This window comes from Mesorhizobium sp. M0340 (assembly GCF_040321535.1).
In the GTDB taxonomy this organism is placed as follows: domain Bacteria; phylum Pseudomonadota; class Alphaproteobacteria; order Rhizobiales; family Rhizobiaceae; genus Mesorhizobium.
In genome coordinates, this window is sequence record NZ_JAMYRR010000013.1 from 87,504 (window position 1) to 114,214 (window position 26,711).

25 protein-coding genes are annotated in these 26,711 nt (G+C 63.3%); 12 read left to right on the forward strand and 13 right to left on the reverse strand.

Annotated features, from left to right (window positions below; all coding sequences use genetic code 11):
- Positions 1-110: 110 nt before the first annotated feature.
- From NKI79_RS19385 to htpX, 3 genes are read right to left on the reverse strand one after another with little or no spacing between them, the layout of a single operon-like run.
- On the reverse strand, positions 111-1,457 hold the full coding sequence (locus NKI79_RS19385) for an RsmB/NOP family class I SAM-dependent RNA methyltransferase (protein WP_352803491.1): 1,347 nt from the start codon (positions 1,455-1,457) through the stop codon (positions 111-113).
- Positions 1,454-1,780, reverse strand: a complete 327-nt coding sequence (locus NKI79_RS19390) for a hypothetical protein (protein ID WP_352504869.1) — start codon at positions 1,778-1,780, stop codon at positions 1,454-1,456. Before NKI79_RS19390 ends, NKI79_RS19385 begins: the two co-directional genes overlap by 4 nt.
- Positions 1,777-2,793, reverse strand: a complete 1,017-nt coding sequence (gene htpX / locus NKI79_RS19395; protein ID WP_352803494.1) for a zinc metalloprotease HtpX — start codon at positions 2,791-2,793, stop codon at positions 1,777-1,779. The genes NKI79_RS19390 and htpX overlap by 4 nt, the downstream gene beginning before the upstream one ends.
- A gap of 116 nt (positions 2,794-2,909) precedes the next feature.
- On the opposite strand from htpX, the gene NKI79_RS19400 reads away from it, so the two are divergent.
- Positions 2,910-3,122 carry a DUF1674 domain-containing protein gene (locus NKI79_RS19400; RefSeq protein WP_352648896.1) on the forward strand — a complete coding sequence of 71 codons (213 nt, stop codon included), beginning with the start codon at positions 2,910-2,912 and terminating at the stop codon, positions 3,120-3,122.
- Positions 3,123-3,141: 19 nt separating this feature from the next.
- Here NKI79_RS19400 and NKI79_RS19405 read toward each other — a convergent pair whose 3' ends face one another.
- A complete protein-coding gene (locus NKI79_RS19405) occupies positions 3,142-3,813 on the reverse strand; it encodes an HAD-IA family hydrolase (RefSeq protein ID WP_352803497.1) in 672 nt (223 codons plus the stop codon).
- 178 nt (positions 3,814-3,991) lie between these two features.
- On the opposite strand from NKI79_RS19405, the gene NKI79_RS19410 reads away from it, so the two are divergent.
- The 3 genes from NKI79_RS19410 to NKI79_RS19420 all read left to right on the forward strand — a co-directional run bounded on the left by NKI79_RS19410 (position 3,992) and on the right by NKI79_RS19420 (position 8,208).
- Positions 3,992-4,861, forward strand: coding sequence for a transglutaminase-like domain-containing protein (locus tag NKI79_RS19410; protein WP_352803499.1), 870 nt, complete (start codon positions 3,992-3,994; stop codon positions 4,859-4,861).
- 329 nt (positions 4,862-5,190) lie between these two features.
- Positions 5,191-6,552: a pilus assembly protein TadG-related protein gene (locus NKI79_RS19415; RefSeq protein WP_352803500.1), complete on the forward strand. Its 1,362-nt coding sequence runs from the start codon at positions 5,191-5,193 to the stop codon at positions 6,550-6,552.
- Positions 6,553-6,939: 387 nt separating this feature from the next.
- Positions 6,940-8,208 (forward strand): class I SAM-dependent methyltransferase, encoded by a 1,269-nt coding sequence (locus NKI79_RS19420; RefSeq protein WP_254820438.1) that lies wholly within the window; start codon positions 6,940-6,942, stop codon positions 8,206-8,208.
- Here NKI79_RS19420 and NKI79_RS19425 read toward each other — a convergent pair whose 3' ends face one another.
- Together NKI79_RS19425 and acs are read right to left on the reverse strand one after the other, a co-directional pair.
- Positions 8,209-8,952, reverse strand: coding sequence for an MOSC domain-containing protein (locus tag NKI79_RS19425; protein WP_352479568.1), 744 nt, complete (start codon positions 8,950-8,952; stop codon positions 8,209-8,211). It lies immediately after the preceding gene.
- Positions 8,952-10,907 (reverse strand): acetate--CoA ligase, encoded by a 1,956-nt coding sequence (gene acs, locus NKI79_RS19430; protein ID WP_352803502.1) that lies wholly within the window; start codon positions 10,905-10,907, stop codon positions 8,952-8,954. Before acs ends, NKI79_RS19425 begins: the two co-directional genes overlap by 1 nt.
- A 305-nt stretch (positions 10,908-11,212) precedes the next feature.
- On the opposite strand from acs, the gene NKI79_RS19435 reads away from it, so the two are divergent.
- A complete protein-coding gene (locus NKI79_RS19435) occupies positions 11,213-11,485 on the forward strand; it encodes an usg protein (protein ID WP_254820441.1) in 273 nt (90 codons plus the stop codon).
- Between the two features lie 43 nt (positions 11,486-11,528).
- On the opposite strand, the gene NKI79_RS19440 is transcribed toward NKI79_RS19435, so the two are convergent.
- On the reverse strand, positions 11,529-12,563 hold the full coding sequence (locus NKI79_RS19440; protein ID WP_352479570.1) for an aldo/keto reductase: 1,035 nt from the start codon (positions 12,561-12,563) through the stop codon (positions 11,529-11,531).
- Positions 12,564-12,619: 56 nt separating this feature from the next.
- Positions 12,620-13,801: an MFS transporter gene (locus NKI79_RS19445; protein ID WP_352479571.1), complete on the reverse strand. Its 1,182-nt coding sequence runs from the start codon at positions 13,799-13,801 to the stop codon at positions 12,620-12,622.
- Between the two features lie 138 nt (positions 13,802-13,939).
- Here NKI79_RS19445 and NKI79_RS19450 point away from each other — a divergent pair, with 138 nt between their 5' ends.
- Positions 13,940-14,848, forward strand: coding sequence for a LysR family transcriptional regulator (locus tag NKI79_RS19450; protein WP_352803507.1), 909 nt, complete (start codon positions 13,940-13,942; stop codon positions 14,846-14,848).
- A gap of 63 nt (positions 14,849-14,911) precedes the next feature.
- Here the strand turns inward: NKI79_RS19450 and NKI79_RS19455 are convergent, their stop codons facing one another.
- Together NKI79_RS19455 and NKI79_RS19460 are read right to left on the reverse strand one after the other, a co-directional pair.
- A complete protein-coding gene (locus NKI79_RS19455) occupies positions 14,912-15,961 on the reverse strand; it encodes an aldo/keto reductase (RefSeq protein ID WP_352803509.1) in 1,050 nt (349 codons plus the stop codon).
- Between the two features lie 109 nt (positions 15,962-16,070).
- Positions 16,071-16,733, reverse strand: coding sequence for a YggS family pyridoxal phosphate-dependent enzyme (locus NKI79_RS19460; protein ID WP_352803512.1), 663 nt, complete (start codon positions 16,731-16,733; stop codon positions 16,071-16,073).
- A gap of 145 nt (positions 16,734-16,878) precedes the next feature.
- On the opposite strand from NKI79_RS19460, the gene leuS reads away from it, so the two are divergent.
- Positions 16,879-19,503 (forward strand): leucine--tRNA ligase, encoded by a 2,625-nt coding sequence (gene leuS / locus NKI79_RS19465; RefSeq protein WP_352479575.1) that lies wholly within the window; start codon positions 16,879-16,881, stop codon positions 19,501-19,503.
- On the forward strand, positions 19,490-20,071 hold the full coding sequence (locus NKI79_RS19470) for an LPS assembly lipoprotein LptE (RefSeq protein ID WP_352479576.1): 582 nt from the start codon (positions 19,490-19,492) through the stop codon (positions 20,069-20,071). The genes leuS and NKI79_RS19470 overlap by 14 nt, the downstream gene beginning before the upstream one ends.
- Before the next feature lie 70 nt (positions 20,072-20,141).
- On the opposite strand, the gene fsa is transcribed toward NKI79_RS19470, so the two are convergent.
- Entirely contained in the window at positions 20,142-20,795 is a 654-nt protein-coding gene (fsa, locus tag NKI79_RS19475; RefSeq protein ID WP_023678103.1) for a fructose-6-phosphate aldolase, read from the reverse strand.
- A gap of 90 nt (positions 20,796-20,885) precedes the next feature.
- Here fsa and NKI79_RS19480 point away from each other — a divergent pair, with 90 nt between their 5' ends.
- Positions 20,886-23,069, forward strand: coding sequence for a primosomal protein N' (locus NKI79_RS19480; protein ID WP_352803515.1), 2,184 nt, complete (start codon positions 20,886-20,888; stop codon positions 23,067-23,069).
- 125 nt (positions 23,070-23,194) lie between these two features.
- On the opposite strand, the gene NKI79_RS19485 is transcribed toward NKI79_RS19480, so the two are convergent.
- Positions 23,195-23,404 (reverse strand): PIN domain-containing protein, encoded by a 210-nt coding sequence (locus NKI79_RS19485; protein WP_352801991.1) that lies wholly within the window; start codon positions 23,402-23,404, stop codon positions 23,195-23,197.
- Between the two features lie 118 nt (positions 23,405-23,522).
- Entirely contained in the window at positions 23,523-23,756 is a 234-nt protein-coding gene (locus NKI79_RS19490) for a type II toxin-antitoxin system Phd/YefM family antitoxin (RefSeq protein ID WP_352801575.1), read from the reverse strand.
- Positions 23,757-23,967: 211 nt separating this feature from the next.
- Here NKI79_RS19490 and NKI79_RS19495 point away from each other — a divergent pair, with 211 nt between their 5' ends.
- From NKI79_RS19495 to atpA, 3 genes are all read left to right on the forward strand, one after another.
- Positions 23,968-24,363, forward strand: a complete 396-nt coding sequence (locus NKI79_RS19495) for an AGROH133_08824 family phage infection protein (protein WP_023719708.1) — start codon at positions 23,968-23,970, stop codon at positions 24,361-24,363.
- 246 nt (positions 24,364-24,609) lie between these two features.
- Complete coding sequence (locus NKI79_RS19500; RefSeq protein WP_352801577.1) at positions 24,610-25,170, forward strand: F0F1 ATP synthase subunit delta; 561 nt, start codon at positions 24,610-24,612, stop codon at positions 25,168-25,170.
- Positions 25,170-26,699: a F0F1 ATP synthase subunit alpha gene (atpA, locus tag NKI79_RS19505; protein WP_254820453.1), complete on the forward strand. Its 1,530-nt coding sequence runs from the start codon at positions 25,170-25,172 to the stop codon at positions 26,697-26,699. The genes NKI79_RS19500 and atpA overlap by 1 nt, the downstream gene beginning before the upstream one ends.
- The last annotated feature ends 12 nt before the right edge of the window (positions 26,700-26,711 follow it).

Genomic DNA, 26,711 nt, shown 5'->3' on the forward strand with positions numbered 1-26,711 from the left:
TATATGATTCAAGAACTTGTGCGAAGGCGAATTCCGCGGCAGCGTGGCCGTTCAGCCTGTTTTCCGTGCCTCCTCGCTCCAAAAGGCCGGACGCGCTTCGAGTTCTGCCCTTAGCCGGCTCTGCGCATGCGGGCGGCGAAGAAGCCGTCCAGCCCGGAACGGGCAGGGGAGCCAAGCTCCAGGTCGGCAGGCGTGGTGCGCAACGTGCCTTGCGGCGTCAGGAACGGGTCGATGCCGGCGATCTCACCCGGCCGAAGCGGGTCGTCGATGATTTCCGCATTGCCGGCGAGAAAGTCGCGATAAAGCTCTTCGCCTTCGAGCGGATCGAGCGAGCAGTTGGAAAAGACGATGCGACCGCCAGGCTTGACCAGGGTGACGGCCCGGACAAGCAGCCGGCGTTGCAGGTCGGCCAGTTTTTCGACGTCGGCCGCCGTCTTCGTCCAGGGGACGTCGGGATGCCGCCGTACCGTGCCGGTCGAAGAGCAAGGTGCGTCGAGGAGGACGGCGTCGAAGCGGTCCTTCGGCTCGTATTTGAGCAGATCGGCCTGCACTATCTCCGCGGCCAGGCCGAGCCGTTCGAGGTTCTGCGTCAGCCGTGCCAGCCGCGTTTTGGATATGTCGAGCGCGGTGACGTGGGCGCCGGCGAGGATCAACTGGGCGGTCTTGCCGCCCGGCGCGGCACAGAGGTCGGCGATTCGCAAACCATTGATGTCGCCGAACAGCCGGGCCGGCAGGCTGGCCGCCGCGTCCTGAACCCACCAGGCGCCTTCCGCGAAACCTGGCAGTTCGGTCACGGAAGCGCTGAGCTTTTCCACGCGCACTGTGCCGGTCGGCAAGACTAAGCCACCGAGCCGTTCGGCCCACAGCGCCGGGTCCGACTTGACGGTGAAATCGACCGGCGCCTCGTGGCGCTGGGCGAGCAGTATCTGCCTGGTCTTGTCGAGGCCGTAGACCGTTTTCAAACGGTCGGAAAACCATTTTGGCGCCTCGTCGGTGGCCGCAACCGCCGCCGCGAGCTCATCCTGCTTGGCCCGCGCCAACGTACGCAGTACGCCGTTGACGAGGCCGGAAAAGCGCGCCGTGCGCGGATCGGACTTGGCATGCGTCACGGCGAGGTCGACGGCGGCGCTGTCGGGAACATCGAGGAACAGGATCTGCGCCGCCGCCACATGCAAGATGTGCGAAAGCGCCGTGGCGTTGGGCGGCAGCGGCTTTTCCAGGCGGCGGGCCAACAGGCCTGATATGGTCATGCGGTAGCGCAGCGCGGTGACCAGAATGGCGCGCACCAGGGCGCGGTCGCGCAGGTCGAGCGCCTTGTATTGCGGATGGCCGTTTTCATGGTCGGTCAGCCCGTCGAGCGGCGTTCTCGCGTCGATGACGGCGGCAAGCAGCCGCGCGGCTGCCTTGCGCGCGGCGAGACCGCGAGCTTCTGAAGCCTCACTGTGAGTTGGCCTCATTGTGCCGGCGATCGGTTGACTAGTTTAAATATGGCGCTGACAAAATCTTCTTTGCTTCCTAGGGGTGAGGTCACCTGAATGTAGTCTTTCTCAACCTTGTCAACATAGTCCGCGACTTGCTTTGGAGATGCACCATCCCCGACAAGTCGGACGATGTGGTGGAGATAGGTGTCATATTCGTTTTCAGGAAGCGGACGAAATTCCAGTTCACTTGATGTTTCCATGTTCGCCATCGGTATGCCGATAGGGTTCCAGTGCCTTGCACAAAGATCGCGTATTTCCGCCAGCGAGATCCCGCCTTTTTTGTCTGTCGCGCTCGTCACGACCACGGACCTTTAGGCCCGGTCGGATTGCGTCCCCAGGGATTGGGTTTCGGCCTGGCCGGCTCGGCCGGCCTTTCGGGCCGGGCGGCCCTTTCGCACGGACCCGACGGCTGCTGCCCGATCCCGTCCGGCGCCGGGCTTGGCGTCGCGGCCGCTTCGGGTGCGCCGGCCATCTGTTGCGCCATCCGCTGCAGAGCGGCGATGCGGTTTTCGGTGCTCGGGTGGGTGGAGAACAAATTGTCCATGCGCTCGCCGGAAAGAGGATTGATGATGAAGAGATGGGCGGTTGCCGGATTGCGCTCGGCATCCGGGTTGCGGATGCGTTCGGCGCCACGGGCGATCTTGTCAAGCGCCGAGGCGAGCCACAGCGGGTGTCCACAGATTTCGGCACCGCGCCGGTCGGCCTCGTATTCGCGAGTGCGGCTCACCGCCATCTGCACGATCATGGCGGCCAAAGGCGCGACGATCATTGCCACCAGCACGCCGACGATGCCGAAGGAATTGTTGTTGTCGCGGTTACCGCCGAAGAAAAAGGCGAAATTGCCGAGCATCGAAATTGCGCCGGCGAAGGTCGCGACGATCGTCATGGTCAGCGTATCGCGGTGCTGCACATGGGCGAGCTCGTGCGCCATCACCGCCGCGACTTCTTCATGCGATAGCCGCTCGAGCAGGCCAGTGCTGGCGGCGACAGCGGCATTTTGCGGATTGCGGCCGGTGGCGAAGGCATTGGGCTGCGGATTGTCGATGAGATAGGTCCTCGGCATCGGCAGACCGGCGCGTCGGGCGAGGCCCTGCACGATGGCGTAATATTCAGGCGCGTTGCTTTCGTCGACCTCGATCGCTCGGTGCATCGCCAGCACCATCTTGTCGGCGTTCCAATAGCTGAACAGATTGGTGCCGGCAGCGATCAGCAAGGCGATCATCATGCCGCCGGATCCGCCGACCAGATAGCCGACGCCCATGAACAGGGCCGTCATTGCGGCCAAAAGCATGGCGGTGCGAAGGGTGTTCATTGTCTGCTCCGTTCTGCCCAACAAAGGGGTCGATCCCTTGTGGACCCATCGCTATATGATGGGAAACAGCGGTTCTCGTTTCAATCGGGGCCTGTTTCAATCTGCCGGAAGATCGCATGATCGACGAATCCAACCAAACACAGGCTCACCACGCGCCGCAAAAGGCGCTGACGCCGGCAGCCCGGCGTGCCTTGGCCGAGGCCGAGGCCCGGCGGCAAAAATATCGCGAGACAGAAGCCACGCTGCCGAGGGAGATCGGCGGGCGCGGCGGCAAGGAGCCTGGCCGCTACGGCGACTGGGAGGTCAAGGGCCTGACCAGCGACTTTTAGCCCAGGCAGGGGCGCCAAACTATACAGGCTGCGTCGTCCGCTCCGCTTCGATGGCAATCCAGCCGCTGGCATCGACGGCGATGCCGATCGCGTCATAGCCGGGGATAGCGGCATGCGGCGTCTGCAAAGAATGCCGGTGCGTGGCACTGATCACCACGATTGCGGCGCCCGCGGCTTCGGCTGCCGCTATGCCGGCCGGCGCGTCCTCGAAGACGAGGCAGTCGCGCACATCGACGCCGAGCCGTTCGGCCGCCAGCCGGAAGCAGTCGGGCGCCGGCTTGCCGCGGGCCACGTCCTCCGCCGCAACGATCACGGCGGGAGCCGGAATGCCGGCGGCCTGCAGGCGCAGCAAGGCAAGTTCGCGCGGCGCGGAGGTGGCGATCGCCCAACTCCCAGGCGGCAGCGATGCGAGGAACGCCGCGGCGCCGGCAATCGGGCGAATACCCTCGACGTCGGCTGCCTCGGCCTGCAAAAGCGCATCGGCTTCGCGGGCAGGATCGACGCCTGGCAGCGCCAGCCGGCCGATGGTCTCGATCGCCCGCACGCCGTGGATGGTCGGCAGGAATGCGGCGACGTCAAGACCTTGCCGATGCGCCCAAGCTGCCCAGACCCTTTCCGCCGCGGCGATCGAATTGAGAATCGTGCCGTCCATATCGAACAGGAAGGCCGCAAATTTTCTGCCTGCAAACATCGGTTTTCCCGGGTCATCCTGGAGGGGTTATTTCGAAAGACGCGTGTCGATCGACCGTAACGTTGCCGCGTCCGTATGGGAAGCCGCGAGGCGTCGTTTTCGACGTTCGCAAGGAACCGCCGCGCACTCTCCCGCGTTGACCAGCACTATCTTCCATGACGATCGTAGGGGGACGGCGATGCTGATCAGGCTCGGCTATGAAATTGGCATTGAATGCGCTGCAGCCACGCCGGTCATTTCGCTGCTCGAGATCCACAGGGATCGCCAGGCCGACATCAAGCGGCAAACGCGCGTGCTGACCTCGCCGTCGGTCCCGACCAGGGTCTACCACGATCTTTTCGGCAATAGCTGCCGCCGCTTCACGGCGCCGGCCGGAAGTTTTCGCATCCTCTATGACGCGGTGGTCGAGGACAGCGGTGAGACGGACGAAGTCAACGCGTTGGCCAGGGAAGTTCCGGTCGCCGAATTGCCGGACGAGGTGCTCGGCTATCTGCTCGGCAGCCGTTATTGCGAGACCGACCATCTCGGCGACCTGGCCTGGCAACTGTTCGGCCAGCTTCCGCCGGGCTGGGCGCGGGTGCAGGCGATCGTCGACTATGTCCACAACCGCCTGTCCTTCGGCTACGGTTATGCGCGCTCGACCCGCACGGCGGCGCAGGCGCATGAGGAACGCGTCGGCGTCTGCCGCGACTTTGCCCATCTGGCGATCACGCTCTGCCGCTGCATGAATATCCCGGCCCGCTACGTGAACGGCTATCTCGGCGATATCGGCGTGCCCGCCGATCCGGCGCCGATGGACTTCTCGGCCTGGATGGAAGTGTTCCTCGACGGCAAGTGGTACACGTTCGATCCTCGCCACAACGTGCCGAGAATCGGCCGTGTCGTCATTGCGCGTGGCCGCGACGCCACCGACGTGCCGCTGTTGCACAGTTTCGGCCCGCACCGGCTCAGCCTGTTCAAGGTCTGGACCTACGAACAGGAAGGCAACCTGTTCAAGCCGCCCTATCGCGGCCTCGACAGGACCGTCACCGCACGGATGCTGGCCTAATCCTCCCGGAGACGTTCACAGCCCATGTTTCCACGTCCCGCCATCGCGGTCGTGCTGATCCGGTTCGAGACATCTCTTCTGTACCGGATCGGGACGCCATCCGGCCGTTCCGAATTGCGAGCCGGATCGTGGTAAGCGCTTTGTGAACAAAGCCGCGCCGACGCGGCTTTCGTTTACCCGCTGTTTACCTTGTCGCTGCTCGAGACCGTTTGGAAACAATGGCCTGAGCGGGGGCTGCTCGCTTTCCCGCGCCCGGCGGCGCGATCCGGCCGGATTCCTGCAATGCGCGTTCGGACAGCTGCAGGCTGTGGCGAATGGAGGCGGAAGGAATGCGGCGTTTCGGGGGTCTTGTTCAGGCGATCGGCGGCTTTGCCGGGGATCGCAGCGGAAATTTCGCGGTGCTGTTTGGTATAATCGGCTCAGTACTGGCGCTGAGCGTCGGCTTTGCCGTCAACGTCTCCCAACTCTACAATGTGAAATCGAGCCTGCAAGGCATCGTCGATGCTGCGGTCACCTCGACGGCCCGCGACCTGACGACCAGCGTCATCAGCGAGGCTGACGCCAGCAAATCGGTGCAGGCCTTTCTCGATGCCAACAGCACGGCGGGTATCCTGCAGGACAATCAGATCGTTCTCGACAAACTGACTGTCGACCGAATCGCCAAGACCGTTCAGGCGGACGTTCATGTCAATGTCAGCTATTATTTCCCGCTTTTCAGCACGGGTAGCATGCAGCGCGTTCCCGCATCGACGACGGCTCTCTATTCGGACAAGCAGATCGAAGTCGCGATGATGCTCGATGTTACCGGCTCGATGGCAGGCCAGAAAATCATCGATCTGCGGACGGCTGCGGCGAATGCTGTCGACAGCTTCCTGGGCGGTCAGGACCCGTCCAAACCGCGCGTGCGGGTTGCCATCGTGCCTTATGCCAATTCGGTGAATGCCGGTACACTTGCCACCAGCAGCGTCTATGTGGAAACCACCGCCAGCCAACGCAAACAGGCGCCGGCCAATGACGCCGTGCAGTATGTCTCGGGCTTCATCCGTCCCGATAATTGCGCCACCGAACGCAAGGGGACCTACCAGTATTCGGACGCAGGCCCCGACGCCAGCATGGTCAACCGCGACTACCTGCTGTCGTCCTTCGCCTGGCAAACCGGCACCGCCGCCTGCCCGGCCGCCACGCTGATGCCGCTGACGGCCGATGCGACGGCGCTCAAGACGGTCATCAAGAATTTCGTCGCCTCCGGCGGCACTGCCGGCCATATCGGCGTGCAGTGGACCTGGTACATGCTCTCGGAGAACTGGGGGAGCATAATGAGAACTTCGCAGCGGCCGGCCAAGATGGATCCAAAAAAGGTCGCCAAAATCGCGATCCTGATGACGGACGGCGAATTCAACCTGTCCTACTTCGATGCGAGCACGGTGAGCGACGTTTACAATGACGCCGGCAAGGAGCCGACCCGCACGGCAGCCAAGAAACTTTGCGCTGCGATGCGCGACAAGGGCATCGAGATCTTCACTATTGGGTTTGACCTAAACGAAACGAATGCCAAGGCGACGCTCCAGGATTGCGCGAGCCCGGACACCACCAAGATCAAGCACTTCTATCAAGCTGCCAATGGAACCGAACTCAACCAGGCTTTCCAGGACATAGCGCGCAACGTCGAGATGCTGAGCGTAACCAAATAAGGGACAACAGCCCAAAAAGGAAAAGGCCGCCGCTTCTTGCGAAGTCGGCGGCCTTCCGTGTTTCCGCCCATGGCGCGGCTCCTGGCTGCGACGGTTGGTCGCCAGCCGCGCATCTCGCGCCTTAACGGGAAGACTGCTTCCCGAAAGTGCGATCCGCTGAGGCCACGTTCTGGAAAACGAAATCACTCGACATCGGATCACCTCCTTTCGATTTGTTGAACACTAGCTCATGATGGGGTGTCATCCGGCAAATGGCAAGGCGGGGCACTCGAAAATCCTGAACAAGCGTGCTTGTGCACTCGGGCGGCTTGCGGCCGGCCGATCCGGCAGGCAAGATCGAGCCGCGATTGTTCCGGGCCGCTTTTTGCCGGGTAAGGGAGGATGGGGATGGAGGCAGCCGAAAGAGCGGCCCGGATTGTTCGGACGGTCATCGAAACGCTGAAACCGGGTTTCGCGGTGAGGCTGTGGACAGGCGAGCGGATCGGCCCGGCTACCGGCCCGGTGCTCACTATCAACGACCAGGACATCGTCTGGCAGATCGTACGTCGGCCCTCTTTATCGACGCTGATCGAGATGTGGATTGCCAAGGCGGTCGACGTCGAAGACGGATCGCTGTTCGATTTCTACGCCTTGCCCACGCACGGCAAGCTCAGGACGAAGCTCAAGACGTTGCCGAAGCTGGCGATCCTGCGCGACCTGCCGGCGGTGCTGTTTTCGCGAAAACAGATGACGGCGCGAACCGATCTTTCCGGCCGCAATCCTTACGTCAGCGGGTCGAGCAAGGAGGCGATCCAGCATCACTACGATATTTCCAACGCATTCTACCGGCTCTTCCTCGACGAGCGCATGGTCTATAGCTGCGGCTATTTCAAGGATTTCGCCAACGATATCGATCAGGCCCAAAGAGACAAGCTCGACCATATCTGCCGCAAGCTTCGGCTGAAGCCCGGCGAAAAACTGCTCGACATCGGCTGCGGCTGGGGAGCGATGCTCATCCATGCGGTGAAGAATTATGGCGTCGTCGGCCACGGCGTTTCGCTATCGGAGGCACAGACCGAGCTCGCCCGCGAACGCATCCGCGCCGCGGGGCTGGAGGACCGCATCACCATCGAGATCAAGTCCTATGCCGAGCTGTCCGGCTCCTTCGACAAGATCTCGTCGATCGGCATGTTCGAGCATCTGGGACTTGCCAACCATGCGGCCTATTTCTCGAGGATCCATCGCCTGCTCAAGCCCGGCGGCATCTATCTGCACCACGCCATCACCCGGCGCGACAAGGGCAACATGAAGAAGACGCTGCGCAAGGGGCCGGAATTCAAGGCGCTGATCAAATACATTTTTCCGGGCGGCGAACTCGATACGATCGGCATGACGCTCGGCAATCTCGAGGCGCACGGCTTCCTCGTCTACGACGTCGAAAACTTGCGCGAGCACTATGCGCGCACCTGCAGGCTATGGGCAGAGCGTCTCCACGCACGCTTTGACGAAGCCATCGCTGAGGTCGGCGAAGCCAAGGCGCGGCTCTGGCTGCTTTATCTCACCGGCTGCTCGATTACTTTCGAACGTGCATCGGCGCAGGTTTTCCAGACCGTCGCCACAAGGCGCGCGCGTGGGCCGAGCGGCCTGCCGCCGACGCGGGCGGATTTGTACCGATAGCTACAGGAGGCGCATCGTGGCGCCGATCTCGACGCGGGCCGGTCGGTCGACGGTGCAGTAGACGCCGAGATTATGGGCGTTGTGGCGGACCAGGCTGCGCAGGATTGCCGGGTCGTGGTCGAACCCGTCCTGGCCAATGATGGTGAAGCCGCAGCGGCGGCACGGCTCGGAGATGGTCAGGAGCAGGTCGCCGATTGCCAGCTTGCGCCCGATCCATTCCGTCTCGGGGAACGACCCCTCGACCTCCGGCATATCGACGACGATGTTGGGGCGGAAGCGGCGCGCGTCGGCGGTGCCCTCTGGATGCAGCACTTTCAAACGCGCCAGTGAGGCGGTGGTCAGCAGATGAATAGGGGCTTTGACATAGCGTTCCGTCAGCAGAGGGCCGGCATAATCCGGAGCCGCATTTTCCCGGCGGAACGGCCGGATGGAAGCCGCAAAGCCGAGATACGCGGAAACCGTGCGATCACTTTGCGCGCCAGGTGCCGAAAGCCAGCGTCCGTCGGGGATGGCGACCTCCAGCCTGCCGGCCTGCGACAGCCGGGTGCGGATGCGGGGCACCTTGTGCCATTTCGCTTCGCGGTCGGGCCGTGCGATTTCATCGGTCGAGGTATCGACAAGACCAAACAGGCGGTCGCCTTCGACGGTATACCAGTCGACGGAGATCGCCTCCTGAAACTCGCCGGCGAGCGAGCTCGCGGGATAGCGCCAAAGCTCGGTGACGGCGCCCAATGCGGGTTGCATCAGCCCTTCTTGTTTTGCCGGTTGGCGATCAGGTCGTCGACGACTGCCGGATCGGCGAGCGTCGAGGTGTCGCCGAGCGCGGCAAAATCATCCTCGGCGATCTTGCGCAGGATGCGCCGCATGATCTTGCCGGAACGGGTCTTCGGCAGGCCGGGCGCGAACTGGATCTTGTCGGGCGAAGCGATGGCGCCGATCTCCTTGCGGACATGGACGACGAGCTCCTGGCGCAAGTCCTCGCTTGGCGTCTCGCCGGCCATCAGCGTGACATAGCAGTAGATGCCCTGGCCCTTGATATCGTGCGGGTAGCCGACGACGGCGGCCTCCGAGACCTTCTCATGCGAAACCAGCGCCGATTCGACCTCGGCGGTGCCCATGCGGTGGCCAGAGACGTTGATGACGTCGTCGACCCGGCCGGTGATCCAGTAGTAGCCGTCAGCATCGCGGCGGCAGCCGTCGCCGGTGAAGTACCTGCCCTTGTAGGTCGAGAAATAGGTCTGCACGAAGCGGTCGTGATCGCCATAGACGGTGCGCATCTGGCCCGGCCATGAGTCGGCAATGCAAAGATTGCCGCTGGCTTCGCCTTCCAGTACCTTGCCGTCGGCGTCGACCAGCTGCGGCTTGAGGCCAAAGAAGGGCCGCGTCGCCGAACCCGCCTTGAGGTGGGTGGCGCCCGGAAGCGGCGTGATCATGATGCCGCCGGTCTCGGTCTGCCACCAGGTGTCGACGATCGGCACCTTGCCGTTGCCGACGACGTTGAAATACCACTCCCAGGCTTCCGGATTGATCGGCTCGCCGACGGTGCCCAGCACGCGCAGCGACTTGCGCGACGTTTTGGTGACATGGGCATCGCCGGCGCCCATCAGCGCACGCAACGCCGTCGGCGCCGTGTAGAAGATGTTGACCTTGTGCTTGTCGATCACGTCCCAGAAACGCGACTGCGACGGGTAGTTCGGCACGCCTTCGAACATCAGCGTGGTGGCGCCGTTGGCGAGCGGCCCGTAGACGATATAGCTGTGACCGGTGACCCAGCCGACATCGGCGGTGCACCAGTAGATGTCGCCGTCATGATAGTCGAAGACATATTGGTGGGTCATCGAGACATAGACGAGATAGCCGGCTGTGGTGTGCAGCACCCCCTTCGGCTTGCCGGTTGAGCCGGATGTGTAGAGGATGAACAGCGGGTCCTCGGCGTTCATCTTCTCGGGCTTGCATTCGGCCTTAACCGTGGCGACCTCGTCATGGTACAAGACGTCGCGCCCGGCGGCCCAGCCGGTCTTGCCGCCGGTGCGGCGCACGACCAAGACCTTTTCGACTTTTGTTCCGGCCTTGGCGGCGATCTCGATCGCCTTGTCGGTGTTGTCCTTCAGCGGGATAGTCTTGCCGCCGCGCAGGCCTTCGTCGGCGGTGATGACGAAGGTCGACTTGCAGTCGTCGATGCGTCCGGCCAGCGCGTCCGGCGAAAAGCCGCCGAAGACGACCGAATGAATGGCGCCGATGCGCGTGCAGGCGAGCATCGCATAGGCGGCCTCCGGGATCATCGGCATGTAGATGGTGACGCGGTCGCCCTTCTTGACGCCGTGCTTCTTCATCACATTGGCGAGGCGGCAGACATGTGCGTGAAGTTCGTTATAGGTGATCTTCCTGTCGTCGTAGGGATTGTCGCCTTCCCAGATGATGGCGGTCTGTTCGCCGCGCTTCTTCAGATGCCGGTCGATGCAATTCCAGGAAACGTTTGTCTGGCCATCCTCGAACCATTTGATCGAAACCTTGCCGTCGAAGGACGTGTTCTTGACCTTGCTGTAGGGCTTGAACCAGTCGATGCGCTTGCCGTGCTTGCCCCAGAACTTGTCCGGGTTCTTGACGCTGTCGGCGTACCATTTCAGGTAGGTGTCATTGTCAATCAGCGCGTTCTTCTTCCACGCCGGCTGGACGCGATGGACATGAACATCGGACATTTCTTCGCCTTCCTCCCCAAAACCAAACCGCCGGCTTGACCGCCGGCAGGATCGCAGCGATGCGGCCGCGAATTCGCGCGCATTATTAACAGTTCGGCGGTGACGGCAACATTAGACGTTGGATTCGCGCGGCGGGATGCCGCAGGTGCCTTGCCAGGCGGTGTCAGCACTCTCGTGAGGCGGCTGCTAAGCGCATGTTTTTGCGGGAGGAATCTGGTTTGATCGCAGAAATATCAATAGACGAATAAGCAAATGGGGTGCACAATTTCAGGCTGGGAGGAAGGAGAATCAACCAGGGGACCGCAATGCGCGACCATTCAGAAATGGACCTGATGCTCAAGGGCTATGGCTTGACCACGGCCAAGATTCTTTATCACTTTCCCGATCATCCGCATCTGCTGCAGAGCTTCATCTGGCAGGATTACGACATCGCCCCGAAATTTCCGGTGCTGATCCGCTTCATCGAGTTCTGGAAGGCCGAGCTCGAAGGCCCGCTGCATTCGGTCAGCTACACGCACCAGAAGCTGATCGCGCCGAACGAATGGCGCAAGGTCGACGGCGAGTTCGTGCTGCATTAGCCGGGGGCGGCAGCCCCGGGAGCCGCCGCCAGCTTTTGGAGCGTCAGACTGCGGGCGCGTTCAGCCGGGCAAACCCCTCCTGCCGGCGATAGGGAAAATACGGGTAGGGTGCGGTGACCTCACTTGCCGTGTCGAGCTTCTTCATCTGCTCGGCTGTCAAGGACCAGCCGACGGCGCCGAGATTCTGGCGCAACTGCTCCTCGTTGCGCGCGCCAATGATGACGGAGGCGACGGTCGGCCGCTGCAGCAGCCAATTGATGGCGATCTGCGGTAGGGTCTTGCCGGTTTCCTCGGCGACAACATCAAGCGCGTCGACGACCCGATAGAGATGCTCATCCTCGACGGGCGGTCCGAAGCTTGCCGTGTCATGCAGCCGGCTTTTCTCAGGCAGCTTCTGGCCACGGCGGATCTTGCCGGTCAGGCGGCCCCAGCCGAGTGGGCTCCACACCAGCGCACCGACACCCTGGTCGAGGCCGAGCGGCATCAACTCCCATTCATAATCGCGTCCGACCAGCGAGTAGTAGACCTGATGGGCGACGTATCGGGGATAGCCATATCTGTCCGCCAGGCCGAGTGACTTCATCACTTGCCAGCCGGAAAAATTGGAGACGCCGGCATAACGCAGCTTGCCGGCGCGCACGAGACCGTCCAGCGTCGACAGCACTTCCTCGATCGGTGTTGCGGCATCAAAGGCGTGCAGTTGCAGCAGGTCGATGTAATCGGTGCCAAGACGCTTCAGCGCGTCTTCGACGGCCTTGATCAGGCGTGAACGTGACGAGCCGGCATCGTTGGGACCGTCGCCCATCGGCAGCGAGGTCTTGGTCGAGATCAGCACGGCGTCGCGGCGGCCTTTGATGGCAGCGCCGAGCACTTGTTCGGAAGCGCCAATCGAATAGACATCGGCGGTGTCGAACAGGTTGACGCCGGCCTCTAGGCAGATGTCGACCAGCCGCCGTGCTTCCGTCGCATCGCTGTTGCCCCAGGCGCCGAACAGCGGGCCTGAACCGCCGAAGGTTCCAGCGCCGAACGAGAGTGCCGGGACCTTCAGGCCTGATGCGCCAAGATTTCGATAATCCATGGGTTTGCTCCTTGTGGAAGGATGGCTGTTTCAAAGATTGGTTGAGGTTTGCCGTTCTATGACGGCGCGATTTCCGGTGTGGGGAGGGCGGGGTCTCGGTCGAGGCGCAGAGCAAACGCCGCCACGGCAAGCGCTGAAAGCGGCAACAGGGCCGCGACCCAGGTGACGGCGCCGAGGCCGGGACCGTGCGCGATGACCACGCCGCCGAGCCAGGCGCCGGCCGCGTTGCCGAGGTTGAAGGCGGCGATGTTGAAGGACGAGGCGAGGCTCTGGCCGGCGCCTTGTGCCTTTTCCAGCACCCACATCTGCAGTGGCGCCACGGTGGCGAAGGCGGCGGCGCCGAGCAGGCCGACATAGATAACGGCCATGACCTGGCTGTGCAGGGCGAAGGTCATGGTGCCGAGCACCAGCGCCAGGACGACGAGACTGCCGAGAACGGAAGGTAGCAGCCGGCGGTCGGCGAACTTGCCGCCGGCGATGTTGCCGGCGATGAGGCCGCCGCCGAAGACCAGCAGGATAGGCGACACCGCTGCTTCCTCAAAACCGGTGATCTCGGTCAGCAACGGGGCGATGTAGGTGAAGACGGCAAAGACGCCGGCATAGCCAAGCACGGTGGTGGCAAAGCCAAGCAGGACGGGCGTGCGGCCGAGCACGGCGAGATCGGCGCGCAAATTGCTCTTCTCAGGTTCTGTTCGGCTGCGCGGCACCAGCAGGAGAATGATGGCGAAGGCGGCGATGCCGACCAGGGTCACCGCCCAGAACGTCGCGCGCCAGCCGAAGGCCTGGCCGAGCCAAGTGCCGAAGGGCACGCCGAGGATGTTGGCGATGGTCAGGCCGGTGAACATCAGGGCGATCGCCGAAGCTTTCTTGTTGGGCGCCACCAGCCCGGTCGCCACGACCGAGCCGACGCCGAAGAAGGTGCCGTGGGCGAAGGCGGTCAGCACGCGCGCACCCATCAGCGTCCAGTAGTCTGGGGCAAGCGCACAGGCGAGGTTGCCCAGCGTGAAGATCGCCATCAGCGACAGAAGCACGGTCTTGCGCGGCCAACGGCCGGTTGCGATCGTCAGCAGCGGCGCGCCGATGACGACGCCGAGCGCATAGCCGGAAATAAGCTGGCCGGCAGCCGAGATCGAGACGTCGAGATCGGTGCTGACGTCGAGCAGCAGTCCCATTATGACGAATTCGGTGACGCCGATGCCGAACGCACCGGCGGCAAGAGCGTAAAGAGCAAACGGCATGGCGGTTCCCACTTCGATGACGACCAGTTTTGACGACGGGCGCCGTGCTCCTCCTACGCCCCAATCCGGAAGATCGTGTCGCGATGTGCTGTGAACCAGCCTTGCATCGGGCACATCGTCTGTGAAATAGATTCACCAATGGCCAGGCCCGACATCAACCGCTCCGGCGAGATCGAAGTGTTCGTCCGCGTGGTCGAGGCGGGCAGCTTTTCGGCCGCTGCCCGTGCGTTGCGGATGACCCCGTCGGCGGTGAGCAAGCTGATTGCGCGGCTGGAGGCACGGCTCGGCGCGCGGCTGGTCAGCCGTTCGACGCGCAAGCTGCAACTGACGCCGGAGGGGGCGGCCTTCTTCGACAGCGGCGTGCGTATCCTGGCCGATATGGCAGCGGCCGAGCGCGAGGCGGCGGCGGGTGCCGCGCCGCGTGGCCGGCTGCGGATCAACAGCTACGTGCCTTTCGGGCAGCATCGGCTGATCCCGATTTTGCCGCGTTTTCTAGAGCGCTACCCCGAAATCTCGGTCGATCTGGTGTTGACCGACGATGTCATCGACCTGATGGAGGAGCGCGCTGACGTCGCCATCCGGGCCGGGCCACTCGGCGAATCACGGCTGGTGGCGCGCAAGCTCGGGCAGAGCCGGGTGGTCGTCGTTGCGGCGCCATCGTATCTCGAAGCGCGTGGCACGCCCATGACGCCCGCCGATCTCGATCGTCACAACCGGATGGGCTTCCGTTTCGTACGCCACCTCGAGGGCTGGCCTTTTATCGATGCCGCCGGCAAGCCGATCACCCTGTCGATCATCGGAAATACGCTGGTCAGCGACGGCGAGACGATGCGGCTGATGGCGCTCTCGGGGGCGGGCATCGCCCGGCTGGCAAGCTGGCATGTGGAGGCCGACATTGCCGCCGGCCGGCTCCTGCCGCTGCTGGAAGAGTTCAACCCCGGCGACGAGGAACTCACCCACGCCGTCTATGTCGGCCAAGGCAAGCATCTGCCGGCGCGGGTGCGGGCCTTTTTGGACTTTTTGGTCGAGACTGTCCGGCTGAACTGAGCCCAAAACGATCGGGAGCCTGCCGGCTCCCGAAGCAACGAAGGTGAGGAAGGTAAGATTGAGTTACTTTTTCGGCACAAAGGGCGCCGGCCGTCGGCCGGCCGCCTGACGCTCCAGCATCCAGCCCGGGTATTCGGCGGGCAGGGCACTGACTTCGTCGAGGCGAACAAGATCATCGGCATCGAGCTGCAACTCGGTGGCTGCAAGGTTCTGTTCCAGCTGCTCCATGCGGCTGGCGCCGATGATGACGCTCATCACGAATGGCTTGGCCAGGACATAGCCGAGCGCCACCGTAGCGACGCTGACGCCGTGCTTGGCGGCGATCTCGCGCATGACGGCGACTGCTGCCCAGGCACGGTCCTCGTTGACCGGCGGGAAATTGAAGCTGGCGCGGCGGCCCTCGCCATTGCCGGGGGCGCCCGGTCCGTATTTGCCGGAGAGCAAGCCGCCAGCCATCGGCGACCAGACCATCAGCCCGAGCTTCTCCTCGTTGAGCAGCGGCACGATCTCGCGCTCGAGATCGCGGCCGGCGATCGAATAATACGACTGCACGGTCTCGAAGCGGGCAAAGCCTTTGCGCTCGGCAATACCCAGCGCCTTGGCGATGCGCCAGGCCTGCCAGTTCGAGACGCCGACATAGCGGACCTTGCCGGCGGCAACCAGGTCGTCGAGCGCCCGCAGCGTTTCGTCAATCGGCGTCACCGTGTCGGTGCCGTGCAGCTGGTAGAGATCGATATGATCCAGCTGCAGCCGTTCGAGGCTGCCTTCGACCGAATCCATGATGTGGCCGCGCGAGGAACCACGCTGGTTCGGGCCTCCGCCCATGGCGCCATGAACCTTGGTGGCGATGATCACGTCCTGCCGGTTGACGCCAAGGTTCCTGAGCGACTGGCCGAGAAGCCGTTCCGAGGCACCAAAGGAATAGACATCCGCCGTGTCGAAGAAATTGACGCCGGCGGCGAGCGAGCGGGCAACGATCTCGTCAACGCCCTTCTGGTCGAGGCTGGCGATCAGACCCCATTGGGCGTTCTCGCCGGCCGCGCCGAACGTCATCGTGCCGAGGCAAAGTTCGGAGACGAACATCCCCGTATTTCCAAGTTGATTGTAACGCATGGTGGCTCCAGACGGGTTGAGAATAACTCGAGCCATATAGGAACGAAACGTTCCGTTTCTATACCTTGGCTTAGTCAATGTCAGCCTGTGGCCTAAGGCCGGCTGCGCCTCATCTGGCGCCGAAAATCGCCGATCCAACCCTGACACTGGTCGCGCCGAAGGCGATCGCGGTTTCGTAGTCGCCGGACATGCCCATGGAGAACTTGTCGACCCCGGCCTCAAGCCCAAGCTTTTCCAGCAGCGCGAAATGCGGACCGGGGTTCTCGCCGGCCGGCGGAATGCACATCAGCCCTTCGATGGCGAGGGCGTGAACCGAGCGGCAGCGGGCCACGAAGGCGATAGCCTCGCGCGGCTCGATGCCGGCCTTTTGCGGCTCGGAGCCGGTGTTGACCTGGACATACAGCCTTGGTGACCGGCCTTGCCTGGCGATCTCCTTGGCGAGTTCGGCGGCGATCTTTTCACGGTCGACGGTTTCGATGACGTCGAACAATGCCACCGCTTCCTTTGCCTTGTTCGATTGCAGTGGACCGATCAGATGCAGCTCGACATCGGGAAACGCCGTCCGCAGTGCCGGCCATTTGGCTTGTGCTTCCTGAACCCGGTTTTCGCCGAAGACGCGCTGGCCGGCCTCGATGACGGGGCGGATATCGGCGGCGTCGAAGGTTTTCGAGACCGCGACCAGCGTCACCGCTCCAGCGTCGCGTCCTGCCTCGCGCTCGGCGGCAGCGATCCTTGCCTTAACCGTGAAAAGCTGTTCGACGGCGCTCGCCATGCCTATATCCTGCCTGTGTTTGGCTTTCGCCGGATCGCCGCAGTTGACGGGTCCGGCAATCCATGGTGAACACCGCGACGACATTTCCTGAGCCGCCCGGGCATTGTCCGGCGGCTCGCGCATGCTTTTAAGTGAAAAACACCCGATGGCAACCGAACGATACAATCCGCGCGCGTCAGAGCCCAAATGGCAGAAGGCCTGGGACGCCAAGAAGCTGTTCGAAGCCGACAATGACGACCCGCGCCCGAAATATTACGTGCTGGAGATGTTCCCCTATCCGTCGGGGCGCATCCATATCGGCCATACCCGCAACTATACGATGGGCGACGTGGTGGCGCGCTACAAGCGGGCCAAGGGTTTCAACGTGCTGCACCCGATGGGCTGGGACGCCTTTGGCATGCCAGCCGAAAACGCGGCGATGCAGAACAAGGTCCATCCCAAGGACTGGACCTATCAGAACATCGCCGCCATGCGCGAGCAACTCAAGGTCATGGGCCTGTCGCTCGATTGGGCGCGCGAGTTCGCCACCTGCGATGTCGATTACTATCACCGCCAGCAGATGCTGTTCCTCGATTTCGTCGAGAAGGGGCTGGTGACGCGCAAATCCTCCAAGGTCAACTGGGATCCGGAGGACATGACGGTGCTTGCCAACGAGCAGGTCATCGACGGACGCGGCTGGCGCTCAGGCGCGCTGGTGGAACAGCGCGAGCTGACGCAGTGGTTCTTCAAGATCACCGACTACGCGCAGGACCTGCTGGATTCGCTCGATCAACTCGACGACTGGCCGGAAAAAGTGAAGCTGATGCAGGCGAACTGGATCGGCCGTTCGGAAGGGCTGCTGATCCGCTGGCCGCTGGCCAAGCCAGCAGCCGGCGAGCATGAGCTCGAAATCTATACGACAAGGCCTGACACCATCTTCGGGGCCTCCTTTATGGCGATTGCCGCCGACCATCCGCTGGCCAAAAAGGCCGCCGAAGACAATCCGGCGCTGGCAAAGTTCATCGACGAGGTCCGCCATATGGGCACCTCGGTGGCGGCCCTGGAGACGGCGGAGAAGAAGGGCTTCGATACCGGCATTCGCGTCGTCCATCCGTTCGACGAGAAGTGGACGCTCCCCGTCTACGTCGCCAATTTCGTGCTGATGGACTACGGCACCGGCGCCATCTTCGGCTGCCCGTCCGGTGACCAGCGCGACCTCGACTTCGCCAACAGATACGGCCTGCCGGTCATTCCGGTGGTGATGCCGGAAGGCGAGAATCAAGGAAGCTTCCAGGTCATCGATGAGGCCTATGTCGGCGACGGCGTGATGATCAATTCGCGCTTCCTCGACGGCATGAAGCCTGATCAGGCGTTCGACGAGGTGGCGAAGCTGCTGGAACAAAAGACCATCGGCAACCGGCCGATGGCCGAGCGCAAGGTGAACTTCCGCCTGCGCGACTGGGGCATTTCGCGCCAGCGGTATTGGGGCTGCCCTATCCCGATGATCCATTGCGAGGATTGCGGCGTGGTGCCGGTGCCGAAAGCCGACCTGCCAGTCAAGCTGCCGGATGATATCGAGTTCGACCGGCCGGGCAATCCGCTCGATCGCCATCCGACATGGCGGCACGTCAAATGCCCGCGTTGCGGCAAGGACGCGCGGCGCGAAACCGACACGATGGACACGTTCGTCGATTCTTCGTGGTATTTCGCGCGCTTCACGGCGCCCTGGGCAAACGATCCGACCGATCCCAAGGCCGCGACCGAATGGCTGCCGGTCGACCAGTATATTGGCGGCATTGAGCATGCGATCCTGCATTTGCTCTATTCGCGCTTTTTCACCCGCGCCATGCGCGAGACCGGCCATGTCGATCTGGCCGAGCCGTTCAGGGGCCTGTTCACGCAAGGCATGGTGGTGCACGAGACCTATCGGGTTGGCGGCGCCTCGAACGGCCGCTGGCTTGCGCCCAGCGAGGTCAGGCTGGAAGACGCCGACGGCAAGCGCCGCGCCTTCGAAATCGCCACCGGCGAAGAGGCGGTGATCGGTCCGCTCGAAAAAATGTCGAAGTCGAAGAAGAATACGGTGAGCCCGGAAGAGATCACCGACGGCTACGGCGCCGATACGGCGCGCTGGTTCATGCTGTCGGACTCGCCGCCCGAGCGCGATGTCGAATGGACCGACGAGGGTGCGGCCGGCGCCCATCGCTTCATCCAGCGCATCTGGCGCCTGGTGTCGACGGCTGCCGAATCGCTCGCCGGAGTCCGGCCAGAGGCGGCGAAGGACGGCGAGGCCGGGACAGTGTCCAAGGCCGCGCACAAGATCTTGAAATCGGTCGGCGAGGACATCGAAAAGCTCGCCTTCAACCGCGCCATCGCCCGCATCTATGAGCTCGCCAATGCCTTGACCGTACCGCTCAACGAGGCGGCAGAGGGCAAAGCCGGTCCGGCGCTGCAAGCGGCCTGCCGTGAGGCCGTCGAGATCCTGGTGCACCTGATCGCGCCGGTCATGCCGCATCTGGCAGAGGAGTGCTGGCAGACGCTCGGCGGCACCGACCTTGTCGCCGAGCGGCCCTGGCCGGACTACGATCCCTCGCTTGTCGTCGACGCCGAGATCGTGCTGCCGGTGCAGGTCAACGGCAAGAAACGCGGCGATTTGACAATTGCCCGCGACGCGGATCAAGGTGCGGTCGAAAAGGCGGTTCTGGCTCTCGACTTCGTTCAGAAAGCGCTCGAAGGTAAGGCGCCGCGCAAGGTGATCATCGTGCCGCAGAGGATCGTCAATGTCGTTGCCTAAGCCGCGAAAGACAGAGCTGACGGTGCGCCGTATCGTGCTTTGCGGGCTGCTCGCCTCGGTGGCGCTGGTTTCCGCCTGCACGGTGCGGCCGCTCTATTCGAGCGCGCCGCTGGTCGCCGGCTCGCAGGTCGGCGCTGCTGCGGAGCTGGCATCGATCTCGGTCAAGCCGGTCAAGACCCGCTACGCCCAGCAGGTCCGCAACAATTTGATCTTCGCACTCGGCCAGGGCGCCGGCGAGCCAGCTTCGCCGGTCTATTCGCTTGATCTGGGCGTCTCCGAACTCGTCGAATCGGCGGCAATCGAGCAGGTCACGACCGACGAGGACGAGCCGACCGCCGGCACCGTGACGCTGACCGCCAACTATGTGCTCAGCGATGCCAAGACGGGCACGGTCATAGCGAGGGGCAAGCGCTCGATTCCGTCGTCATACGACAGGCCCCGCCAGGAATTCGCGTCATACCGAGCCCAGATCGACGCCGAGAACCGTGCGGCGCGCGAACTGGCGGATGTGCTGCGGCTGTCGATCGCCCAGGATCTGATCAAGCACGGCAAGCCGGCGGCAAGCTAGGTGTTTCCAGAGTGCGCAATCTGCAAAAAAGGCCGATTGCTCGGCCTTTTTTGTTCGCAGGATAGTCGCTTCAGCCGATCTTCTGCCCGGTCTTTGCCCAGTCGGCGAGGAACAGCTCCAGGCCCTTGTCGGTCAGCGGGTGCTTGACCAGTGCCTTGAGCGTCGCCGGCGGCGCGGTGATGACGTCGGCGCCGATCAGTGCCGCCTGCTTGACATGGTTCACGGTGCGCACCGAAGCGGTCAGGATTTCAGTCTGGAAGTCATAATTGTCGTAGATGGTGCGAATATCGGCAATCAGCTCCATGCCGTCCCAGCCGCTGTCGTCGATGCGGCCGACGAAAGGCGAGATAAAGGAGGCGCCGGCCTTGGCGGCGAGCAGCGCCTGGGTGGCCGAGAAGCACAGCGTGACGTTGACCATGCGGCCGTCCGACCGGATGTCCTTGCAGGCTCTCAGGCCGTCGAGCGTCAGCGGCACCTTGATGCAGACATTGTCGGCGATCCTGGCCAGGATCTTGGCCTCCGCCATCATGTCCTTGTATTCGGTGGCGACGACTTCGGCCGAGACCGGGCCCTTGACGATCTCGCAGATCTCTCTTGTGACGTCGGCGATCTTGCCGCCGGATTTCAGGATCAGCGACGGATTGGTGGTTACGCCGTCGAGTAGCCCCAGATCGTTCAGCTCGCGGATTTCCTTGACATCGGCGGTGTCGACAAAAAATTTCATGGCGGTCTCCTGAAGATTTTTCATGTGCACGTCATGCACATTTGGGGTCGGACTTTGATCTAGACCAAAGTCGGGGCAAGGTCACGCCTCATGATCGAAGATTCGCCCTTTGTCGCGGCCGCAGCGGTGCTGGTGCCGATGCCCGCCGAGCGCCCCTACACCTATGCCGTGCCGGCTGGCATGCGCGTGGTGCCGGGCTCGATCGTGCGCGTTCCGCTTGGGCCCCGCCAGGTCGCCGGCATCGTCTGGGACGGCGTCGTCGAAAAGGTTGACGCGAAGAAATTGCGGCCGATCGAGCAGGTTTTCGACTGCCCGCCGATCGACCGCGCGATGCGGCGTTTTGTCGATTGGGTGGCGCAGTACACGCTGTCGCCGCCCGGCATGGTGGCGCGCATGCTGCTCAGGGCGCCAGAGGCGTTCGATCCGGAGCCGTGGATCGAAGGGCTGCAGCGCACCTTCGCCAGACCCGACCGGATGACGGAGGCGAGAACGCGCGTGCTGGAGACAGCCGAAGGCGGACTGGCCTGGACGCGGTCCGGCCTGGCGCATGCGGCAGGCGTGTCGTCGACGGTGGTGGACGGGCTGCGGGCGCAGGGCGTATTCGAGACGGTGATGATCCCGCCGCGGCCGGTAGTCGCAGCACCCGACCCGGGCTACGCCCAGCCTTCACTGATGCCGGACCAGAGCGATGCCGCCGAGACGCTGCGCGCCAATGTCGCGACCGGCACATTCGGTGTCACCCTGCTCGACGGTGTAACCGGATCCGGCAAGACGGAGGTCTATTTCGAGGCGGTCGCGGCGGCACTCGATCGTGGCAAGCAGGTGCTGATCCTGCTGCCGGAAATTGCGCTGACCCACGCCTTTCTCGAACGCTTCCAGGAGCGGTTCGGCGCCAAGCCGGCGGAGTGGCACTCGGACCTGCCGCCAAGAATGCGCGAAAAGGTCTGGCGACAGGTGGCGGAAGGCGGCGTGCGGGTCGTTGCCGGCGCGCGCTCGGCGCTGTTCCTGCCGTTCAGGGAGCTTGGACTTATCGTCGTCGACGAAGAGCACGATCCCGCCTACAAGCAGGAGGATCGCGTCTTCTACAACGCGCGCGACATGGCCGTGGTGCGCGGCCATATCGGCGGCTTTCCAGTCGTGCTCGCTTCGGCGACACCGTCGGTCGAAAGCCGGGTCAATGCCAGCCAGGGCCGCTACAGCAGGGCGGTGCTTTCGGCGCGCTTTGCCGAGGCGGCACTTCCCGATCTCAAGACGGTCGACATGCGCCGCGCGCCGCCGGCACGCGGCGGCTTCCTGTCGCCGGTGCTGCTCGGCCATATGCGGCAGACGCTGGAGAGAAAGGAACAGTCGCTGCTGTTCCTCAACAGGCGCGGCTATGCGCCGCTGACGCTCTGCCGGGTCTGCGGCCACCGCTTTGGCTGTCCGGTCTGCTCGGCCTGGCTGGTCGAGCATCGCTTTCGCGGCCAGCTCGTCTGCCACCACTGCGGGCACAATGAACGCCGGCCCGAAGCCTGCCCGGAATGCGGCACGCTCGACCATCTGGTCGCCTGCGGGCCGGGCGTCGAGCGCATCGCCGAGGAGGTCGTCGCGCATTTCCCCGATGCCCGCACCATCGTCTTGTCGTCCGACCTGATGGGCGGCGTGCGACGGCTGCGGCTCGAGCTTGAAGCCATCGCCAATGGCGAGGCCGACATCGTCATCGGCACGCAACTCGTCGCCAAGGGCCATAATTTCCCCAACATGACGCTGGTCGGTGTGGTCGATGCCGATCTCGGCCTTGCCAATGGCGACCCGCGCGCCGCCGAGCGCACCTTCCAACTGCTCAGCCAGGTGACCGGCCGCGCCGGCCGCACTGGCAAGAAAAGCCTCGGCCTGCTGCAGACCTTCCAACCCGACCACCCGGTGATGCGCGCGATCGTCTCCGGCGACGCCGAGGCCTTCTACGAGCGCGAGATCGCCGAGCGTGAGCGGGCGGGGCTGCCGCCCTTCGGCAGGCTCGCCGGCGTCATCGTCAGCGCGGCGACACGGGCCGAAGCCGAAGGGCACGCCCGTGGCCTGCGTCGCGCCGCGCCACAAGCCACCGACGTGTTCGTGCTCGGCCCGGCCGAGGCGCCGCTGTCATTGATCGGCGGCCGCCATCGCTTTCGCCTGCTGATCCAGGGCGAGCGGCGCGCCGACATGCAAGGGTTCATTCGCACCATGCTGGCCGAGGGACCGAAGATAAGGGGCTCGGTGCGAGTCCAGGTCGACATCGACCCGCAGAGCTTCTTGTAAGCTGTCGAATTACCCTTTCGAGATGCCTTCGGTGAATGGGTTAAGGTAAGGCACGTCGAGAATCGCAAAAGGCCGGGTGTTGGCCGTCAAAACTGACAGGCCGTGCAAACGGGCAGTAGCTGCGATCAGAACGTCCGCCAGACCCGGATTGGCGCCTCTGGCGATCGTGGCATCTTCGAGTTTCCAGCTTCTCGCGCGATAGCTAAATCGATGGGAAGGATGCGCTGGTTGAACTCCAGAAGCAACCTTTTGAACCACTCATTGATGCGCTCTGCCTTCATATGTCCGCCCGCCCGCTTCAGTTTCGCAAGATAACTATCGACGAGAGCTGCCAAGAGCCGCGTTCTCTTTGTTCGGCAAGCCAGTTCTGCACGTGTGACGGAAGCAGAGGCCGACCAGGTGCAAATGCCGAGAGAAAAGACTTATCAAGCAGATAGCCGGTCAAAACTCCACTTACCGCGACGGCGATTCGTTTCGCTCAAGCTCGATGCCGCCTGGATACCGAAGCAGGAAATCCACGAAGTCTTTTTGGCTGTTCTGCGGATAAAGTTTCCGTCCCTCACCGATTGGCACCACCATGACTGCGGGCTTGCCGTGCTTGGTGATAACCGTGGGCTCACCGTTCTCAGCAGCCTCCACGAGCGCGGAAAGGCTGGCCCTTGCCTCTCGTAGTTGCATCGTCCTCATGCGCGGAACCCCTTGTGGTCTCATGTAGCCACAAATAGGAATTGTGCAGAAAAAAAAACCGCCGGTCGTGTAACATCCTGTTAGCCCGGTCGAGACAACGGCGCGCGCGTTGGGCTGACGCGCCCTGCATATTGCCGACGGCCATCTGGCGCATGTCAGTTGCTTCGCTAGAATGTCCGAAATTTCGACCATGCATTTACGAGGGGACAAGATGGAATTTGCGTTTCCATGGCCGATGAGCCAGGGCGAGTGGCTGGCATGGTCGAGCGCGGTCGCGACCTTATTGCTCGGCCTATTGCTATTCCTGGCGCCACAGCTGGCATTCCGCATCCTGCGGCTGCAGGTCAGACCGGAGAAGGCAGCGGCGATCGCCGAGGGGCGCGGCCGGATGTCGGGCTTCTATCTCGGCGTCAGCCTGTGCTGCATCCTCCTGGCGCAGCCGCTGCTCTACATGGCGCTCGGCTTCTCCTGGCTGTTCACCGCCTTCGGCCGGCTGCTGTCGATGATGTCGGACGGCGCCAATACGCCGTTCAACTGGGCTTCCATCGTCGTCGAGCTGGTGCTGGCGGCGCTGCCGCTTGCCTTCGCCTTCGGCTTTTTGCCCTGAATCAGGGATCAATCCGGGGTTGGTTGCTGAACTCCGCCAGCGGATGCGACAATAGTGCCTGAAAACCATGCCGGACGACGCATTGCGGTCTGAAAATGCCTGTGCTAGACGGCAATCGACTTTCGACCGGGGATAGCGGAAGCCGCGCCTCCGTGCTTGGAAAAATGCAGTAAGGTCAAAGATTTAGCCAGAGTTTTTGCTCGCGCCAACAATCTGCGGCCTGTCAGACAAGAGAAAAGACGGTCCGTGGCCCAATCGTCATCGCCAATCTCAGGTGTCGCAGAACGCTATGCGGGTTCGCTGTTCGAACTCGCGCTGCAGACCAATTCGGTCGCGAGCGTCGAGGCCGACCTCAACAGGTTCGAAGCCATGCTCGAAGGCAGCGCTGACCTTTCGCGGCTGATCAGGAGCCCGGTCTTCTCCAGCGAGGACCAGGCCAAGGCGATCGCCGCGATCGCCGACAAAGCAGGGATTACCGGCCTCACCGGCAATTTCCTGCGCGTCGTTGCCCAGAATCGCCGGCTGTTTGCCGTGCCCGGCATGATCAAGGCGTTCCGCCAGATCGCCGCCGAACACCGTGGCGAGACCGCTGCCGAGGTCACCTCGGCGCATGCGCTGACGCCTGCCCAGGAAACCGAACTGAAAGCGGCGCTGAAAAGCGTCGCCGGCAAGGACGTGGCGATCACGGTCACCGTCGATCCGTCGCTGCTCGGCGGACTGGTGGTCAAGATCGGCTCGCGCCAGATCGATACGTCGCTCAAAACCAAACTCAATTCGCTCAAGCTTGCACTGAAAGAGGTCGGCTGATGGACATCCGCGCCGCGGAAATTTCCGCAATTCTGAAAGACCAGATCAAGAATTTCGGCAAGGAGGCCGAGGTCTCCGAAGTCGGCCAGGTGCTGTCCGTCGGTGACGGTATCGCCCGCGTCTACGGTCTCGACAATGTCCAGGCCGGCGAGATGGTCGAGTTCCCCGGCGGCATCCGCGGCATGGCGCTCAACCTCGAAGCCGACAATGTCGGCGTCGTCATCTTCGGCGCTGACCGCGACATCAAGGAAGGCGACACCGTCAAGCGCACCGGCGCCATCGTCGATACGCCCGTCGGCATGGGCTTGCTCGGCCGCGTCGTCGACGCGCTCGGCAACCCGATCGACGGCAAAGGCCCGATCCAGGCCACCGAGCGCAAGCGCGTCGACGTCAAGGCGCCCGGCATCATCCCGCGCAAATCGGTGAACGAGCCGATGTCGACCGGCCTCAAGGCCATCGACGCACTGATCCCGGTCGGCCGCGGCCAGCGCGAACTGGTCATCGGCGACCGCCAGACCGGCAAGACCGCGATCATCCTCGACACCATGCTCAACCAGAAATCGGTGCACGACAACGGCCCTGAGAAGGAAAAGCTGTACTGCGTCTATGTCGCCGTCGGCCAGAAGCGCTCGACGGTGGCGCAGTTCGTCAAGGTCCTGGAAGAGCGCGGCGCGCTCGACTATTCGATCATCATCGCCGCGACCGCCTCCGATCCGGCGCCGATGCAGTTCCTGGCACCGTTCACCGCTTGCACCATGGGCGAATATTTCCGCGACAACGGCATGCATGCGCTGATCAGCTACGACGATCTGTCGAAGCAAGCCGTCGCCTATCGCCAGATGTCGCTGCTGCTGCGCCGTCCGCCGGGCCGCGAGGCCTATCCGGGCGACGTCTTCTACCTGCACTCGCGCCTGCTTGAGCGCGCCGCCAAGCTCAATGACGAAAATGGCGGCGGTTCGCTGACGGCGCTGCCGATCATCGAGACGCAGGCCAACGACGTTTCGGCCTACATCCCGACCAACGTCATCTCGATCACCGACGGCCAGATCTTCCTGGAAACCAATCTGTTCTTCCAGGGCGTCCGTCCGGCGGTCAATGTCGGCCTGTCGGTGTCGCGCGTCGGCTCCTCGGCGCAGATCAAGGCGATGAAGCAGGTTGCCGGATCGATCAAGGGCGAGCTTGCGCAGTACCGCGAGATGGCTGCTTTCGCGCAGTTCGGCTCCGACCTCGATGCCGCCACGCAACGCCTGCTCAACCGCGGCTCGCGCCTGACCGAGCTGTTGAAGCAGCCGCAATTCTCGCCGCTCAAAGTCGAGGAGCAGGTCGCGGTGATCTTCGCCGGCGTCAATGGCTATCTCGACAAGCTTGCGATCAACCAGGTGGGCAAATTCGAGCATGGCCTGTTGTCGCATATGCGCTCGGCCGGCAAGGACGTGCTCGACGGCATCCGCAAGGAGAAGGCGCTGTCCGACGATCTGCGCGCCAGGCTGAAGGCAGAAATCGACGCCTTCGCCAAGACCTTTGCTTGAGCAGGACGGACG

Excerpts from the sequence above, each read along its gene's own strand:
- NKI79_RS19385 (WP_352803491.1), bottom strand. The coding sequence starts at position 1,457 with ATGAGGCCAACTCACAGTGAGGCTTCAGAAGCTCGCGGTCTCGCCGCG.
- NKI79_RS19440 (WP_352479570.1), bottom strand. The coding sequence starts at position 12,563 with ATGGATTATCGAAATCTTGGCGCATCAGGCCTGAAGGTCCCGGCACTC.
- atpA (WP_254820453.1), top strand. The coding sequence starts at position 25,170 with ATGGACATCCGCGCCGCGGAAATTTCCGCAATTCTGAAAGACCAGATC.
- NKI79_RS19490 (WP_352801575.1), bottom strand. The coding sequence starts at position 23,756 with ATGAGGACGATGCAACTACGAGAGGCAAGGGCCAGCCTTTCCGCGCTC.
- NKI79_RS19435 (WP_254820441.1), top strand. The coding sequence starts at position 11,213 with ATGCGCGACCATTCAGAAATGGACCTGATGCTCAAGGGCTATGGCTTG.
- NKI79_RS19420 (WP_254820438.1), top strand. The coding sequence starts at position 6,940 with ATGGAGGCAGCCGAAAGAGCGGCCCGGATTGTTCGGACGGTCATCGAA.
- NKI79_RS19455 (WP_352803509.1), bottom strand. The coding sequence starts at position 15,961 with ATGCGTTACAATCAACTTGGAAATACGGGGATGTTCGTCTCCGAACTT.
- NKI79_RS19410 (WP_352803499.1), top strand. The coding sequence starts at position 3,992 with ATGCTGATCAGGCTCGGCTATGAAATTGGCATTGAATGCGCTGCAGCC.
- NKI79_RS19415 (WP_352803500.1), top strand. The coding sequence starts at position 5,191 with ATGCGGCGTTTCGGGGGTCTTGTTCAGGCGATCGGCGGCTTTGCCGGG.
- NKI79_RS19425 (WP_352479568.1), bottom strand. The coding sequence starts at position 8,952 with ATGCAACCCGCATTGGGCGCCGTCACCGAGCTTTGGCGCTATCCCGCG.
- NKI79_RS19460 (WP_352803512.1), bottom strand. The coding sequence starts at position 16,733 with ATGGCGAGCGCCGTCGAACAGCTTTTCACGGTTAAGGCAAGGATCGCT.
- NKI79_RS19405 (WP_352803497.1), bottom strand. The coding sequence starts at position 3,813 with ATGTTTGCAGGCAGAAAATTTGCGGCCTTCCTGTTCGATATGGACGGC.
- NKI79_RS19400 (WP_352648896.1), top strand. The coding sequence starts at position 2,910 with ATGATCGACGAATCCAACCAAACACAGGCTCACCACGCGCCGCAAAAG.
- NKI79_RS19470 (WP_352479576.1), top strand. The coding sequence starts at position 19,490 with ATGTCGTTGCCTAAGCCGCGAAAGACAGAGCTGACGGTGCGCCGTATC.
- NKI79_RS19445 (WP_352479571.1), bottom strand. The coding sequence starts at position 13,801 with ATGCCGTTTGCTCTTTACGCTCTTGCCGCCGGTGCGTTCGGCATCGGC.
- NKI79_RS19450 (WP_352803507.1), top strand. The coding sequence starts at position 13,940 with ATGGCCAGGCCCGACATCAACCGCTCCGGCGAGATCGAAGTGTTCGTC.
- NKI79_RS19480 (WP_352803515.1), top strand. The coding sequence starts at position 20,886 with ATGATCGAAGATTCGCCCTTTGTCGCGGCCGCAGCGGTGCTGGTGCCG.
- leuS (WP_352479575.1), top strand. The coding sequence starts at position 16,879 with ATGGCAACCGAACGATACAATCCGCGCGCGTCAGAGCCCAAATGGCAG.
- htpX (WP_352803494.1), bottom strand. The coding sequence starts at position 2,793 with ATGAACACCCTTCGCACCGCCATGCTTTTGGCCGCAATGACGGCCCTG.
- acs (WP_352803502.1), bottom strand. The coding sequence starts at position 10,907 with ATGTCCGATGTTCATGTCCATCGCGTCCAGCCGGCGTGGAAGAAGAAC.
- fsa (WP_023678103.1), bottom strand. The coding sequence starts at position 20,795 with ATGAAATTTTTTGTCGACACCGCCGATGTCAAGGAAATCCGCGAGCTG.
- NKI79_RS19495 (WP_023719708.1), top strand. The coding sequence starts at position 23,968 with ATGGAATTTGCGTTTCCATGGCCGATGAGCCAGGGCGAGTGGCTGGCA.